The organism is Polaromonas potterensis (genome assembly GCF_033446725.1).
Lineage (GTDB): Bacteria > Pseudomonadota > Gammaproteobacteria > Burkholderiales > Burkholderiaceae_C > Polaromonas.
In genome coordinates this window covers 58,600-71,743 of sequence record NZ_JAWQLX010000012.1, presented here as the reverse complement: position 1 = coordinate 71,743, position 13,144 = coordinate 58,600, and the positions used below count along the sequence as shown (strand labels likewise).

Below are 13,144 nucleotides of genomic sequence, written 5' to 3'. Positions count from 1 at the left end.
CAGCTCGCTCAATCAATGCTGATTTTGCCGGTTTCAATGACTTTCTTCCAGCGCGCAAATTCATGCTGCTGGAAGGTGGCGAACTGTTCCGGCGTGTTGGCGACCACTTCAAAACCGACAGACACAAACTGCTGCTTGATCTGCGGGTCATTCAGCGCGGCGACGATGGCGGCATGGGCCTTGGCGCGCACGTCGGCCGGCAGGCCCTTGGGCGCCACCACGGCTTGCCAGGAATACACCACCAGGTCTTTCATGCCGGCCTCGCCCAGCGTGGGCACCTCAGGCAGCAGCGCCGAGCGTTTGCCGGAGGTGATGGCCAGCGCTGTCAGTTTGCCGGACTTGATGTGTTGCAACACGGCGTTGATGTTCTGGAACGAGGCATCGACCTGGCCGCCCAACAAATCGGTGATCGCCGGTGCGCCGCCCTTGTAGGGCACATGGGTGCCGCTGGTGCCGGTCTGCTGCCAGAACAACTCGGCCGTGAGGTGGTCGCTGGAGCCATTGCCCGAAGAGGCAAACGACATCTTGCCGGGGTTGATCTTTTGGTAGGCCACCAGAGCGCCCAAGGTTTTGTAAGGCGACTTGGCCGGCACCACCAACACATTGGGCGCCTGCACGGCCACGGTGATGGTGTCGAAATCCTTCAAGGTGTCGTAAGGCATGTTGCGGATCAGGTGCGGCGCAATCACCAGCGGGCCCAGTGAGGTCACCAGGAAGTTGTAGCCATCGGGCGCCGAACGTTTAACCTGCGTCGCACCAATCGTGCCGGTGGCGCCGGCCTTGTTTTCCACCACAAAAGGCTGGCCCAGCTTTTCGGTCAGCTTGGGCGCAATGGCACGTGCGACGGTGTCGGTGGAGCCACCGGGCGGGAAAGGCACAACCAGGGTCACGGATTTGGCCGGCCAGGCTTGGGCCTGCGCAGCGGCACTGAAGGCCAGCCCGATCGCGAGTGCGGTCAACAGTTTTTTCATGGGGAAGTCTCCTGGGGTGATACATAGCGCCTGCGGGGCGCCGGATTTTCAAAACGGGGGCAGCGGCCGGGCGCGAAGCCCAAGGGCGCCAGCGCATCGGTCAATTCCTGACGTGGAAAAGCCAAGCTAACGCGACCAAATACAGGCAAATGGTAGCGCTACCTTTTTAAAAGTCAAGGCGGGAAAATCCGGGGTTGGAGGGCCTCAGGTGCTGTCGCGGCTGACGATGGAAAAGCCCACGTCCACCACCCGCGTAGCCACCTGGCGGCCTTCGGCTCTGTCCACGATAAATTGCGCGGCCTGCCGGCCAATCGCCATGCCGTCGATACGCACGCTGGTCAGGGCCGGCTGCAGATCGGCGGCAAACTCAAGGTCGCCAAAACCCACCACCGCCAGTTGTTGGGGCACCTTGACGCCACGCAATTGCGCTTCAGTCATGACACCCAGAGCCAACAGGTCGGAGCTGCAAAACACCGCGTCCAGGCCCGGCGAAGTTTGCAACAACTCCGCCAGCGCACTGCGTCCTTGCTTCATCGTGGTCGGCGCCGGCACAATCACCACGGCCACCTCACCCAAGCCGGCGGCATGGGCCGCGGCCTGAAAAGCCTGCTGGCGCCGCTGCGAACGTTCGTCGTCACCGGCGATCACGGCCAGGCGGCGCCGGCCCCGGGCGTAGAGAAAATCCACCACCGCGCGGCCCACGTCCACATGCGAAAAACCCACCAGCATGTCTATGGGGGTGGGCGTGAGGTCCCAGGTTTCGACCACCGGGATGCCGGCGGCCAGCAGGCGTTTGCGCCCTTCGGGCGAATGCATGATGCCGGTCAGCACAATGCCGTCCGGCCGGCGGCTGATGATGGCATCCAACAAAGCGTCTTCGCGCGAATCGGCATAACCACTCTGCCCCAGCATCAACTGGTAACCCTGGGCGGCCAGGGCTTCGTTGAGCGAACGCACGGTTTCCATAAACACCGGCCCGGAGATGGTGGGCACCAGCGCCGCCACCAGACGGCTGCGCGCCGAGGCCAGGCCGCCGGCCATGCGATTCGGCACATAACCCGTGCGGGCGACCGCATCGCTGACTTTGTCGAGCAAGGCTTTGGAGACCTGGCCGGGCGTGTTCAGCGCGCGCGAAGCCGTGATGGGCGCCACACCCGCCAGCCTCGCCACGTCATGCAGGGTGACCGCGCCGCTGCCTCGGCGGCTGCGCCGTGCCGGCGTGTTGTCTTCGTCGTTCATCGCCGGATTCTAGGCGCAGGCGTAGCACGCGGCCGCAGGTTTCTTTCGCCCTGCGCCGGTATGGCCAGGACACCGTTCAGGCCTAAGCCTTACCCGAATCGCTATTAATTTAATAGCTATTCACGACCGTCACCAAAGGGCTGGAGTCATAAAACACCACTAATCACTGGCCTGCCAGCGTCTGAACACCATCAATAACAGCCAGGCCGTCAGCCAGAACACCAGCGCGATCCCGACCCTATACAGCGCAACAGCGCCGTAACCGTCGACATGGGCCGGATTGAGAAAAGGATAGGGATACCAGGCCACGGCGGCGCCGCGAACCAGCACATACGTCAGGTACGCCAGCGGGATCACCAGGCACAGCCCCACCTGCCGCGCCGTGAAACGGGTCCGGGGCGGACGTAGCAGCCACTCCAGCACGACCGCCACCGGCATGACGTAGTGCAAAAGCACATTCACCCAGGGCAACAAGCTGCCTAAATCCACATCACGCAGCAACACGGAAAACACAATACCCACCACCGCCATGTTGACGGCCGAGATGGCGCGTGCCGACTCCAGCGCCGGCGACAACTCGCGTGATACCAGCCGCAGCGACGCCGTCCCCACCAGCACCAGGGTCGCCATCAGGTTGGCCAGGTTGGTGAAGTAGCTGAAAAAATTCACCAGGCTGAAGTTGAGCCGCAGATGAATCGTCAGTTGCGTGGCGATCGCGACCAGCGTCAGCACCCCCAGCAACCAGATGGTGACGCTTAAGAGTTTGTGTTGTGAAGGCATGGGTTTCAGGCTGATGCCAGATCGGTGGGGTGCGGGCCGTATGAATAGATGCGCTTAATCCGCCGACCAGACCGCCAGCTCATACCCGTCCGGGTCCTTGAAGTGAAAACGGCGCCCGCCGGGAAAGGCAAACACTGGCAGGACAATTTCAGCCCCGGCCAACTCCAGCCGCTGCTGGGTCGCGGCCAGATCGTCGGCATACAGGATGACCAGCGGACCACCCGCTGGCCTGACTGCTGCCGTTGTGGTGAAGCCGCCGGCCAGACTGCCGTCGCTGAACTCGCTGTAGGCCGGTCCGTAGTCGGTGAAGGTCCAGCCAAACACCTGGCCGTAAAACGCTTTCGAGCGGGCAATGTCCGCGACCTTGAATTCAATGTTGTCGATCCGGTGGTTCCGGCTTGTGTCCGTCATGGCAAAACCTTTCTGTTGTGTACGTCGCTGCAAATTGTCATTTCATGCCATCCCTGAGGCGCGCAAAAACCTTCCAGAACGCCGCATCCTGGGTGGTCGCAAAGTTGATACGCATCAGGGTGCTGGGCTGGCGCGCCGCATGAAACAGCGCCCCGGGTGCGAGTAAATAACCTTCGTCCAGCATGCGCTGCGCCAGTGCGTCGGTGTCCACCCCGGTTTCGACCCAGCCGAACAAGCCCGCCGGCTCGGCCGCAAAACTGCAGCCGTGCGCCAGCGCCAGCTTGACGCTACGGGCGCGGGCAACCGCCAGCCGGGTGCGGATACGTTCGGCATGGCGGCGCAACTGGCCCTGGTCGATACACCAGGCCAGCGCTTTTTCCAGCAGGGCCGGAGTGGTCAGAGTCACCAGTAGCTTGGTGTCCAGCAGGCGCTCGACCAGCTCGGGCGGCGCCGCCAAATAACCGACGCGCCAGCCCGGCGCCAAAATCTTGGCAAAGCCGCTGACATACACCGTGCGTTGCAGGCCGTCCAGCGCACACAGACGCGTCGCGTGTTCGGGCGCCAGGTGGCTGTAGGTGTCATCTTCAACAATGTGGAAGTTGTGTGTATTGGCCAGTTGCAAGACGCGGTGCGCGCTGCCGGGCGTGAGGCAATAACCGGTCGGGTTGTGGAACACGCTAACGCTGACAAACAGCTTGGGCGCATGCACCTCGCAATAACGCGCCATCACATCGAGGTCTGGCCCGTCGGCCCGGCGCGGCACCGGCAGGATACGCATGCCCATGGCATCGAGCCGCGCAAACTCGATGGCCCAGCCGGGCTCTTCGACCATCACGTAATCGCCGGCGCGCAGCAGGGTGCGGCTCACCACATCCAGCGCATGGGTCGCGCCCACCGTGGTGATGATTTGTTCAGGCGCGGCCGGGATGTTGAGGCTGGCGAGCTTTTTTGACAAGGCCTGGCGCAAGCCGCTGTCGCCGGCCGGTTCGCCGTAGTTCAGCGAAAACTCCTGCAGCGCGCGTGCGCTGGTGACGCGGCGCACCGCCGCCGGCATAAAGCTGGTCTCCAGCCAGTCCATGGGGAACACCCCCATGCCGGGCTGCGCCTTGTCGCTGCTGCCATGGAACATGCCGCGTATCAGCGCCGTGGCGTTGACCGGGTTGTGCTGCGGCTGAAAACCCGTGGGCGGCTTCGTCATCGCTACTAAATTCATAGCTGATTGCGCCCGCGTATCGGGGGCTACAACCACTTCTCGCACAAAAAATCCGCGATTTTTTCGAGCTTCCACCAGCCCCAGGGCCAACAGCCTGTCATACGCGGCCACCACGGTGGAGGCGCTCACGCCCTGCTGTTGCGCACACTGCCGCACCGAGGGCAGGCGCGCACCCGAGGCCAGCAGGCGGTTGCGGATACGTTCGGCAAAACGTCCGGCCAGTTGTTCGGTCAGGGACTGGGACGCGGCTTTCAACAACATGGCGCGGCCTTCCGTACCGGCTGTGCTGCCAAAATCAACAGTACAGATTGAAATATTGTCTGCATAACTGTATTGGTAGTGTGCTGGTTTCAACTATAGAGTCAAGACCATGAATTGGCAAGAGTTCACCGCTTTACTGGTGTTGGCCACGGCGATGAGTTTTTCGCCCGGCCCCAACACCACCCTCTCGACCGCGCTGGCGGCCAACCACGGCCTGCGCCGCGCCCTGCCTTTTGTCTGCGCCGTCCCGGTGGGCTGGGGGGTGTTGCTCAGCCTGTGTGCGGCCGGCCTGGGCGCCCTGCTGTTGGCCATGCCGCTGATGGGCTGGGTCGTCAAGATCACCGGCGTGGCGTATCTGCTGTGGCTGGCGTCCAAAATCGCCCGCTCGCACCAGTTGAGCCAGGCCGACGCCGCGCGCCTGAACGTGGGTTTCTGGCAAGGCGCAGCGCTGCAGTTTGTCAACATCAAGGCCTGGATGCTGGCACTCGCCATCGTCAGCGGCTGGATCGCCGGGCGCGAAGAAGCCGCGCTGCGTTTTGCCGTGGTGTTGCCCGTCATGCTGGCTTATGCCTTTGTCAGCAACCTCACGTATGCGCTGGCCGGCTCGCTGCTGCGGGAGTGGTTGTCCGGGCCGCTTGGCAGCGGCCGGCGTCTGCTGTGGTTTAACCGCGGCATGGCCGGGGTGCTGGTGCTCACGGCCATCTGGATGCTGTTCATATGAACACCGCGCAGATCAACAAGGGCCTGTGGTTGGGCCTGCTGGGTATCGTGATTTTTTCGCTCACCCTGCCGATGACACGCCTGGCCGTCGGCAGCGCCGATGCACCACAAATGTCGGGCCTTTTCATCGCCATGGGGCGGGCCGTGGTGGCGGCCGCGCTGTCGGCCGTTTTTTTGCTCATCACCCGTGCACCCCTGCCCCGACGCCAGGACTGGTGGCCGCTGGCCGTCACAGCGGGTGGCGTGGTCTTCGGCTTTCCGCTGCTGACCTCCATCGCCATGCGTTATGTGGAAGCCGTGCATGCCAGCGTGATTGTGGGTGTACTGCCACTGGCCACCGCCGCCGTGGGCGCGCTGCTGCACCGCCAGCGCCCGTCGGCCGGCTTCTGGGGCTGCGCCGTGTTGGGCAGTTTACTGGTGGTGGCCTTTGCCATGTTGCGCTCGGGCAATGGCACGGGTGGCGTGTCGATTCATTGGGCCGACCTGCTGCTGCTAGCGGCCTGCCTGTGTGCGGCCGTCGGGTACGGTTATGGCGCGCGGCTGTCGCAACACATGCGGGCCGAACATGTGATTTGCTGGGCGCTGCTGCTGTCGCTGCCGCTCAGCCTGCCGCTGACGGTTTTCAGCTGGCCGCAGCTGCCGCTCCAAGCCAGCGCCTGGTGGGGGTTCTCCTATGTGGCGGTGTTTTCGATGTGGCTGGGCTTTTTTGCCTGGTACCGCGGCCTGGCGCTGGGCGGCACGGTGCGTGTCAGCCAAGTGCAACTGGTGCAACCGTTTTTGTCCATGTTGTTTGCCGTGCCCTTGCTGGGCGAGCACCTGGACGCCGTGACCGTGGGTTTTTCCCTGGCCGTGATCGCCACGGTGTTTATTGGCAAGAAAATGCCCGTTCACACCGCTACTTTGCAGAAAGCCACATGAACATCAGCCACATCCCTTTCGGCACCACCGACTGGTCCAGCGTGCCGCGCACCGAACACCCCGGCATGACCGGCCAGGCCTTCTGGCGCACGCAGCAGTTTGGCGACATCCGGGTCCGCATGGTCGAGTACAGCGCCGGCTACACCGCCGACCACTGGTGCAGCAAAGGACATATCTTGTTGTGCCTGGAAGGCGAATTGCACACCGAACTGGAAGACGGCAGCCAGCACGTGCTGCGGCCCGGCATGAGTTACCAGGTCGCCGACCACGCAGAAGCGCATCGCTCAGCCGCGCCCAAAGGTGCGAAACTGTTCATTGTGGATTAACCCCCGATACCGACAAACGACAAGAAAGAAACCCATGGAAAAAGCCAACACGCCCTGGACCTTGGCCGCTCGCGCTGAAAAAATGAACCCTTCAGTGATCCGCGAGATCCTCAAGGTCACCGAAAAGCCCGGCATCATCAGTTTTGCCGGCGGCCTGCCCTCCCCCAAAACCTTTCCGGTCAGCGCCTTTCGCGAGGCCTGTGACAAAGTGCTGCGCGAGGACGGCCATGCCGCGCTGCAATACGCTGCCAGCGAAGGTTATGCGCCCTTGCGCGACATGGTGGCGGCCATGCTGCCGTGGAATGTCGATCCGGCCCAAGTGCTGATCACCACGGGCTCGCAGCAGGGCCTGGATCTGATCGCCAAAATCCTGATCGACAAGGGCAGCCGGGTGCTGGTGGAAACACCAACCTACCTGGGCGCACTGCAGGCCTTCACACCCATGGAACCCGACATCGTGAGTGTGGCCAGTGACAGCGAAGGCGTGGACATCGCCGACCTGGGCCGCAAGGCGGCCGGCGCGCGTTTCTTTTATGTGTTGCCCAATTTTCAGAACCCCACCGGCCGCACCATGACCGAGCAACACCGCGCCGCGCTGAGCGCCGAGGCCGCCCGGCTGGGCCTGCCCCTGGTCGAAGACAACCCCTATGGCGACCTGTGGTTTGACGAAGCGCCGCCGCTGCCCCTCACCGCACGCAACCCGGAAGGCTGCGTCTACCTGGGCTCGTTTTCCAAGGTGCTGGCGCCGGGATTGCGACTGGGCTTCATGGTGGCGCCCAAGGCGCTTTACCCCAAACTGCTGCAGGCCAAACAGGCGGCCGACCTGCACAGCCCGGGCTTTAACCAGCGCATGGTGGCCGAGGTGATGAAGGGCGGCTTCCTGGACCGCCATGTGCCGACCATCCGTGCGCTCTACAAGTCACAGCGCGACGCCATGCTGGCCGCCATGCAACGTGAAATGCCCGAGGACGTGAGCTGGAACACCCCAGCCGGCGGCATGTTTTTATGGGCCCGCTTGCCGGCCGGCATGAGCGCCGTTGATTTGTTGCCCAAAGCCGTCGACAAAAACGTGGCCTTTGTGCCCGGCGCCGCCTTTTACGCCGAGCAGGCCGACGAACGCACCCTGCGCCTGTCCTTTGTCACGGCCAGCAGCGAACAGATCAAGCTGGGCATCGCGGCACTGGCCGCGGCGATCCGGGAGAACCGCCCCGCGCAGGCCGGTGCCGCACGTAGCGCAGAAAGTGTGGGGGCTAAATAAATGCTAAAAATCTGGGGGCGCATGAGCTCCATCAATGTCAAAAAAGTGGTGTGGGCGGCGCAAGAACTGGGGTTGGACTTTCAGCGCACCGAGGCCGGTGGCCTGTTTGGGGTCGTCAAGACGCCCGACTACATGCGGCTCAACCCCAACGCCCTGGTGCCGCTCATCGAAGACGAAGATTACGTCTTGTGGGAGTCGAATGTCATCGTACGTTACTTGTGCGCCAAACATTCTTCGGGCCAGATGTACCCCACCGATCTGCGCGAACGTTTTGACGCCGAGCGCTGGATGGACTGGCAACAAACCAGCTTGAACCCGGTCAGCCGCCCCAGCTTCTGGCAACTGATACGCACCCCGGCCGAGCAGCGCAATCCCGCGCTGATCGCCGAGTCCAATGCCGCGGTCGAGTCACTGATGGCGACACTGGAGAGCCATTTGGCGCAGCGCGCCTTCATGGCCGGCGACCATTTCACCATGGCCGACATTCCCATCGCTTGCGAGGTACACCGCTGGTTTGGCCTGCCACAGCCGCGCCAGAGCCGGCCGGCCATCGAACGCTGGTACGCCAACATCTGCGCACGGCAGGCCAGCAAAGGCGTGCTGGACCTCGCGCTGACCTGATCTTTTTAACCAGCGGATCGCACGCCATGCAAACCAGGCCTTTCAAACAAGTCGACGTGTTCACCGACCAGCCGTATTTCGGCAACCCGCTGGCCGTGGTGCTGGACGGCAGCGGCCTGGACGATGCGGCCATGCAGCGTTTTGCGCAGTGGACCAATCTGTCGGAAACCACGTTTGTGTTGCCGCCCACAACCCCGTCGGCCGACTACCAGGTGCGTATCTTCACACCGGGTGGTGAGTTGCCTTTTGCCGGCCACCCGACTCTGGGCAGTTGTCATGCCTGGCTGCAGGCCGGCGGCCAGCCCAAACGCCAGGACCTGATCGTGCAGCAATGTCAGGTCGGCCTGGTGGCCATACGGCGCGAAGGGGCACGCCTGGCCTTTGCCGCGCCGCCGCTCAAACGTTCGGCGCCCAGCCCGGTGATCCTGGCGCAAGTCGCCGCCGCCCTGGGCCTGAAGGCGCAACACATCGTGGCGGCCCAGTTGCTGGACAACGGCCCGGTCTGGCTGGGTTTGCTGCTGGACGGCGCCGACACCGTGCTGCAACTGGAGCCGGATCACCTGGCGCTCAAAAAGCTTGGCATCAAAGTGGGCGTAACCGGCACCCACACTACGCAAGAAGCTCCTTTTTTGATAGCGCGCGCAAATCGCGAAGCACGCGCCTTTGGCAGCCGCGCTCCCGCCGCGCTGGCGGAAACCGCTGCCGCCGACTTTGAAGTGCGGGCCTTTGCCGCGCCGATAGGCATCCTCGAAGACCCGGTCACCGGCAGCCTGAACGCCAGCCTGGCGCAATGGCTGATGGCCGAAGGCCACGCGCCCGAGCGTTACGAGGCGGCGCAAGGCACGTGCCTGGGCCGGGCCGGCCGCGTGTTCCTGACGCGCGAAACAGCGGCCGATGGCAGCACCCAGGTCTGGGTAGGCGGCGAATCGGTCACCTGCATCCACGGAAACGTCGCGTTATGAACACGGCCCAGGTCGATCACCTGGTGGTGGTGGCGCACAGCCTGGCGCAAGGCGTGCAATGGTGCGAAACCACGCTGGGCATCACACCGGGGCCGGGCGGCGAACACCCGCTGATGGGCACGCACAACCGCCTGTTCAGCGTAGCCGGCCAGTCGTACAAGCGCACTTATTTTGAAATCATTGCGCTCCAGCCCGGCATCACCCCGACCCGCGCGCGCGGCACCCAGCGCTGGTTCGACATGGACGACAAGCTGCTGCAGGCCGCCGTGGCCAAAGACGGGCCGCAGCTGGTGCATTTTGTCGCCAGCGTCACCGGTGTGGTGACCGGCGTCAAGGCCCTCGCGGCGCTCGGCCTGGACCGGGGCGCCGTGGTCGAGGCCTCACGCCAGACCACCCAGGCGCTGCTGAAATGGCGCATCACCGTGCGTGATGACGGCCAGCGGCTTTTTTACGGCGCCCTGCCGACCTTGATTCAGTGGGGCGATCCCAGCGAAGACCCGGCGCAGGCCGCCCATCCATTGGATGCGATGCCGCCTTCGGGTGTCACGCTGGAAGCGCTGCAGGTCAGCCACCCACGCCCCGCCAAACTGCTGGCCGGTTACGCCGCCATCGGGCTGAGCGGTGTGAGCGTCACCCCCGGTGCGCCCAACCTGATGGCCACGCTGCAGACACCGCGCGGGCGTGTCACGCTTGAGTCCAAAGGAGTCTGAATGCCCCCACGCTCACATTCGTTCGCTGCTCCACTAGGGGCTGCGCGCTGCCCTAGGGGCGGCCCGTCGGGAGCGCCGAGATGCTGACCTTCACCGAACTCGCCTGGTTTGCACTGGTGGCGCTGGCCCTGGTCCTCACACCCGGGCCCAACATGATTTATTGCATCTCGCGCACCTTGTGCCAGGGCCGCGGTGCGGGGCTGGTGTCGCTGGGCGGCGTGGCCGTGGGTTTTCTCGTGCATCTGCTGGCCGCTTCTTTCGGCCTGACGGCGCTGCTGCTGGCCGTGCCCATGGCGTTCACCGCCATCAAGGTGTTGGGCGCGGCCTATCTCTTGTGGATGGCCTGGCAGGCCATCCGGCCCGGCGGGCTCTCGCCGTTTGAAACCCGCAGCTTGCCACATGACCCGCCACGCACCTTGTTCCTGATGGGTTTCATGACCAACCTGCTCAACCCCAAGGTGGCGATGTTTTACCTGTCCTTCTTCCCGCAGTTTCTGCACCCCGAGCGCGGCAACTTGCTGCTGCAAAGCCTGTCTTTGGGCGCGGTGCAGATCAGCGTGAGCCTGGCCATCAACACCTTGATCATCTTTTTTGCCGCCGGCCTGGCGGTTTTCCTGAACCGCAACATCGCCTGGATGCGGGTACAGCGTTATGTCATGGGCACGGTGTTAGGCCTGCTGGCCTTGCGCCTGCTGACCGAGAAGCGGGTGGCCGCATGAGCGCCGTTTTGCGCAGCGAAGCCGACTGCGGCTTGCCCGGGCTGCAGGACATCGAAGCCGCAGCGCGTGTGGTTTACCGCGAGTTCCAGGCCACGCCGCAGTACCGCTGGGGTTTGTCCAGCCAGCGCCTAGGCACTGACTGCTGGATCAAACACGAAAACCACACACCGGTCGGCGCTTTCAAGATACGCGGCGGACTGACTTATTTCGACGCACTGAAACAAGCCGGCGTCTTGCCGCAAGAAATCATCAGCGCCACCCGTGGCAACCACGGCCAGAGCATAGGCTGGGCGGCGCGCGCCCACGGCGTGGCCTGCACCATCGTGGTTCCGCAGGGCAATTCGCTGGAGAAAAACGCGGCCATGCGGGCCCTCGGCGTGACCCTGATCGAACACGGCCAGGACTTCCAGGAAAGCCGCGAGTTCGCGATGCGCCTGGCCACCGAACGCGGCGCCCACATGGTGCCGAGTTTTCATGCCGACCTGCTCAGCGGTGTCGCCACCTACTGGTGGGAGTTCATGCGGGCGGTGCCGCAGCTCGACGTGGTGTATGTGCCCATAGGCCAGGGCTCAGGCGCTTGTGCGGCGATTGCCGCCAAGCTGGCCTTGCAACGCCAGGTACGTATCGTCGGTGTGGTGAGTACCCACGCCACCACCTATGCCGATTCGCTGGCCGCAGGCCGCGTGGTCGAAGCCCCGGTGAGCACACAACTGGCCGATGGCATGGCCTGCCGCATCGCCGATGCCTCGGCCCTGGACATCCTGCTCCCGCACATCGACCACATCGTGCAAGTCAGCGACGACGAGGTCGCCCAGGCCATGCGTGCCCTGTATACCGACACCCACAACGTGGCCGAAGGTGCGGGCGCCGCCAGCTTTGCCGCGGCCATGCAGGAGCGTGCGCAGCTCCAGGGTCAAGTTGTGGGCATCACCTTGTGCGGCGGCAATGTGGATGCGCCCGTTTTTTCCAAGGTGTTAGGCGCAGCCTAGGCCCGCAAGCCTGGCGCTTCATCGCGAGCTTCGGATTCGCTGCCGTCTTTGCACAGCAAGTGCCAGAGATCTCGCGCATAACCCGATAGCCGCGTCTCGTCCCGGCGGACGCAAACCCGCAGCAGCCGCGTCGCCCACGGTTCCTGCAAAGACAGGACCTGCAGACCCTCAGCCTTCAGGTTGTTGATCACCGAGCGGGGGACGATGCCTATGCCCGCGCCGGATTTCACCAAGGACGCGACCGCCGGGAATCCGGCCACCTGAATGCGAACATCCATGGGCTGCCCCAGCGTGATCGCTTTCGACATGATGAAGGTGTGAATGGCGCTGCCGCTGCCCATGGAGACAAACGGATGGTCCAGGCATTCACGCAGCGAGACCGCACCCTGGCTGCCGATGCTCAAAGAGACAGGTGCCAGCACCACCAGTTCGTCCTCGCGGTAAGGCCGGAACAACAACTCCGGGTGAGCATCGTCCCAGGTCACCACGCCCAGATCCGCGCGGCCTTCAACCACGGCGGTCACGATGTCATGGCTCAGCCGCTCTTCGAGCGAAACGCGTACGCTGGGATGGGAGCGAAGAAACAGCTCGAGATCACCAGGAAGAAAAGACGCGATGGCACTGCTGTTGGCAAACAGCGTGACGTGCGCCCGCACCCCATCGGCATAAGGCACGAGGTCTGCGTGCATCTGCTCGAGTTCAGCAAAACAACGGCGACAATGTTCTAACATCACCTGCCCGGCCCGCGTCAGCGAGACCCCCCGCGCATTGCGCGTGAAGAGTTGTGCCCCCAGGCTTTCTTCCAGGTGTTTGATGCGCAAGCTGGCCGACGACGGCGCCAAAAAACAGGCTGCCGCACCGCGCGAGACATTGCCGGCATCGGCGACCGCCACCACCAACTTGAGGTCAATCAGGTCGTAGCGCATGCGTTCGTGCTCCACAAAGAGAGGCTTTGATAAAACTCGTTTGCCGGCTCACCTGGGCTATGGAAAACTCTAGGCATCGCGATTCGCTGAAGGCATCATCGGTACAAGACCATGCGGTTT

General features: G+C 63.7%; 15 protein-coding genes. 9 read left to right on the top strand and 6 right to left on the bottom strand.

Going from position 1 to position 13,144, the window contains the following annotated elements; genetic code table 11:
• Window positions 1–8 precede the first annotated feature (8 nt).
• From R6254_RS19295 to R6254_RS19275, 5 genes are all read right to left on the bottom strand, one after another.
• On the bottom strand, window positions 9–971 hold the full coding sequence (locus tag R6254_RS19295; protein ID WP_318409286.1) for a Bug family tripartite tricarboxylate transporter substrate binding protein: 963 nt from the start codon (window positions 969–971) through the stop codon (window positions 9–11).
• A 204-nt stretch (window positions 972–1,175) separates the two neighbouring features.
• Window positions 1,176–2,210: a LacI family DNA-binding transcriptional regulator gene (locus R6254_RS19290; protein WP_318409285.1), complete on the bottom strand. Its 1,035-nt coding sequence runs from the start codon at window positions 2,208–2,210 to the stop codon at window positions 1,176–1,178.
• A gap of 159 nt (window positions 2,211–2,369) precedes the next feature.
• Window positions 2,370–2,990: a Pr6Pr family membrane protein gene (locus tag R6254_RS19285; RefSeq protein WP_318409284.1), complete on the bottom strand. Its 621-nt coding sequence runs from the start codon at window positions 2,988–2,990 to the stop codon at window positions 2,370–2,372.
• 54 nt (window positions 2,991–3,044) lie between these two features.
• Entirely contained in the window at window positions 3,045–3,401 is a 357-nt protein-coding gene (locus tag R6254_RS19280; RefSeq protein WP_318409282.1) for a VOC family protein, read from the bottom strand.
• Window positions 3,402–3,438: 37 nt separating this feature from the next.
• Complete coding sequence (locus R6254_RS19275) at window positions 3,439–4,875, bottom strand: aminotransferase-like domain-containing protein (RefSeq protein WP_318409281.1); 1,437 nt, start codon at window positions 4,873–4,875, stop codon at window positions 3,439–3,441.
• A gap of 109 nt (window positions 4,876–4,984) precedes the next feature.
• Between R6254_RS19275 and R6254_RS19270 the strand changes: the two genes are divergently transcribed.
• From R6254_RS19270 to R6254_RS19230, 9 genes are all read left to right on the top strand, one after another.
• On the top strand, window positions 4,985–5,596 hold the full coding sequence (locus R6254_RS19270) for a LysE family translocator (RefSeq protein WP_318409279.1): 612 nt from the start codon (window positions 4,985–4,987) through the stop codon (window positions 5,594–5,596).
• Entirely contained in the window at window positions 5,593–6,513 is a 921-nt protein-coding gene (locus R6254_RS19265; RefSeq protein ID WP_318409278.1) for a DMT family transporter, read from the top strand. The genes R6254_RS19270 and R6254_RS19265 overlap by 4 nt, the downstream gene beginning before the upstream one ends.
• Entirely contained in the window at window positions 6,510–6,839 is a 330-nt protein-coding gene (locus R6254_RS19260) for a DHCW motif cupin fold protein (RefSeq protein WP_318409277.1), read from the top strand. Before R6254_RS19265 ends, R6254_RS19260 begins: the two co-directional genes overlap by 4 nt.
• A 34-nt stretch (window positions 6,840–6,873) precedes the next feature.
• Window positions 6,874–8,097 (top strand): aminotransferase-like domain-containing protein, encoded by a 1,224-nt coding sequence (locus R6254_RS19255; RefSeq protein ID WP_318409275.1) that lies wholly within the window; start codon window positions 6,874–6,876, stop codon window positions 8,095–8,097.
• Window positions 8,098–8,718, top strand: a complete 621-nt coding sequence (locus R6254_RS19250; protein ID WP_318409274.1) for a glutathione S-transferase family protein — start codon at window positions 8,098–8,100, stop codon at window positions 8,716–8,718.
• A 26-nt stretch (window positions 8,719–8,744) separates the two neighbouring features.
• Window positions 8,745–9,680 carry a PhzF family phenazine biosynthesis protein gene (locus R6254_RS19245; RefSeq protein WP_318409272.1) on the top strand — a complete coding sequence of 312 codons (936 nt, stop codon included), beginning with the start codon at window positions 8,745–8,747 and terminating at the stop codon, window positions 9,678–9,680.
• The gene (locus tag R6254_RS19240; protein ID WP_318409269.1) at window positions 9,677–10,390 is read left to right on the top strand and encodes a VOC family protein; all 714 of its coding nucleotides are present in this window, start codon (window positions 9,677–9,679) and stop codon (window positions 10,388–10,390) included. The genes R6254_RS19245 and R6254_RS19240 overlap by 4 nt, the downstream gene beginning before the upstream one ends.
• Window positions 10,391–10,470: 80 nt before the next feature.
• Window positions 10,471–11,109, top strand: coding sequence for a LysE family translocator (locus tag R6254_RS19235; protein ID WP_318409267.1), 639 nt, complete (start codon window positions 10,471–10,473; stop codon window positions 11,107–11,109).
• Complete coding sequence (locus R6254_RS19230; protein ID WP_318409265.1) at window positions 11,106–12,098, top strand: threonine dehydratase; 993 nt, start codon at window positions 11,106–11,108, stop codon at window positions 12,096–12,098. Before R6254_RS19235 ends, R6254_RS19230 begins: the two co-directional genes overlap by 4 nt.
• On the opposite strand, the gene R6254_RS19225 is transcribed toward R6254_RS19230, so the two are convergent.
• Window positions 12,095–13,024, bottom strand: coding sequence for a LysR family transcriptional regulator (locus tag R6254_RS19225; protein WP_318409264.1), 930 nt, complete (start codon window positions 13,022–13,024; stop codon window positions 12,095–12,097). The genes R6254_RS19230 and R6254_RS19225 overlap by 4 nt on opposite strands.
• Window positions 13,025–13,144: the final 120 nt, after the last annotated feature.

Bases quoted from the DNA above. Each gene is read 5' to 3' on its own strand.
- R6254_RS19255 (WP_318409275.1), top strand. From the start codon at position 6,874: ATGGAAAAAGCCAACACGCCCTGGACCTTGGCCGCTCGCGCTGAAAAA.
- R6254_RS19225 (WP_318409264.1), bottom strand. From the start codon at position 13,024: ATGCGCTACGACCTGATTGACCTCAAGTTGGTGGTGGCGGTCGCCGAT.
- R6254_RS19265 (WP_318409278.1), top strand. From the start codon at position 5,593: ATGAACACCGCGCAGATCAACAAGGGCCTGTGGTTGGGCCTGCTGGGT.
- R6254_RS19290 (WP_318409285.1), bottom strand. From the start codon at position 2,210: ATGAACGACGAAGACAACACGCCGGCACGGCGCAGCCGCCGAGGCAGC.
- R6254_RS19230 (WP_318409265.1), top strand. From the start codon at position 11,106: ATGAGCGCCGTTTTGCGCAGCGAAGCCGACTGCGGCTTGCCCGGGCTG.
- R6254_RS19235 (WP_318409267.1), top strand. From the start codon at position 10,471: ATGCTGACCTTCACCGAACTCGCCTGGTTTGCACTGGTGGCGCTGGCC.
- R6254_RS19250 (WP_318409274.1), top strand. From the start codon at position 8,098: ATGCTAAAAATCTGGGGGCGCATGAGCTCCATCAATGTCAAAAAAGTG.
- R6254_RS19240 (WP_318409269.1), top strand. From the start codon at position 9,677: ATGAACACGGCCCAGGTCGATCACCTGGTGGTGGTGGCGCACAGCCTG.
- R6254_RS19245 (WP_318409272.1), top strand. From the start codon at position 8,745: ATGCAAACCAGGCCTTTCAAACAAGTCGACGTGTTCACCGACCAGCCG.
- R6254_RS19295 (WP_318409286.1), bottom strand. From the start codon at position 971: ATGAAAAAACTGTTGACCGCACTCGCGATCGGGCTGGCCTTCAGTGCC.
- R6254_RS19280 (WP_318409282.1), bottom strand. From the start codon at position 3,401: ATGACGGACACAAGCCGGAACCACCGGATCGACAACATTGAATTCAAG.
- R6254_RS19260 (WP_318409277.1), top strand. From the start codon at position 6,510: ATGAACATCAGCCACATCCCTTTCGGCACCACCGACTGGTCCAGCGTG.
- R6254_RS19285 (WP_318409284.1), bottom strand. From the start codon at position 2,990: ATGCCTTCACAACACAAACTCTTAAGCGTCACCATCTGGTTGCTGGGG.
- R6254_RS19275 (WP_318409281.1), bottom strand. From the start codon at position 4,875: ATGTTGTTGAAAGCCGCGTCCCAGTCCCTGACCGAACAACTGGCCGGA.
- R6254_RS19270 (WP_318409279.1), top strand. From the start codon at position 4,985: ATGAATTGGCAAGAGTTCACCGCTTTACTGGTGTTGGCCACGGCGATG.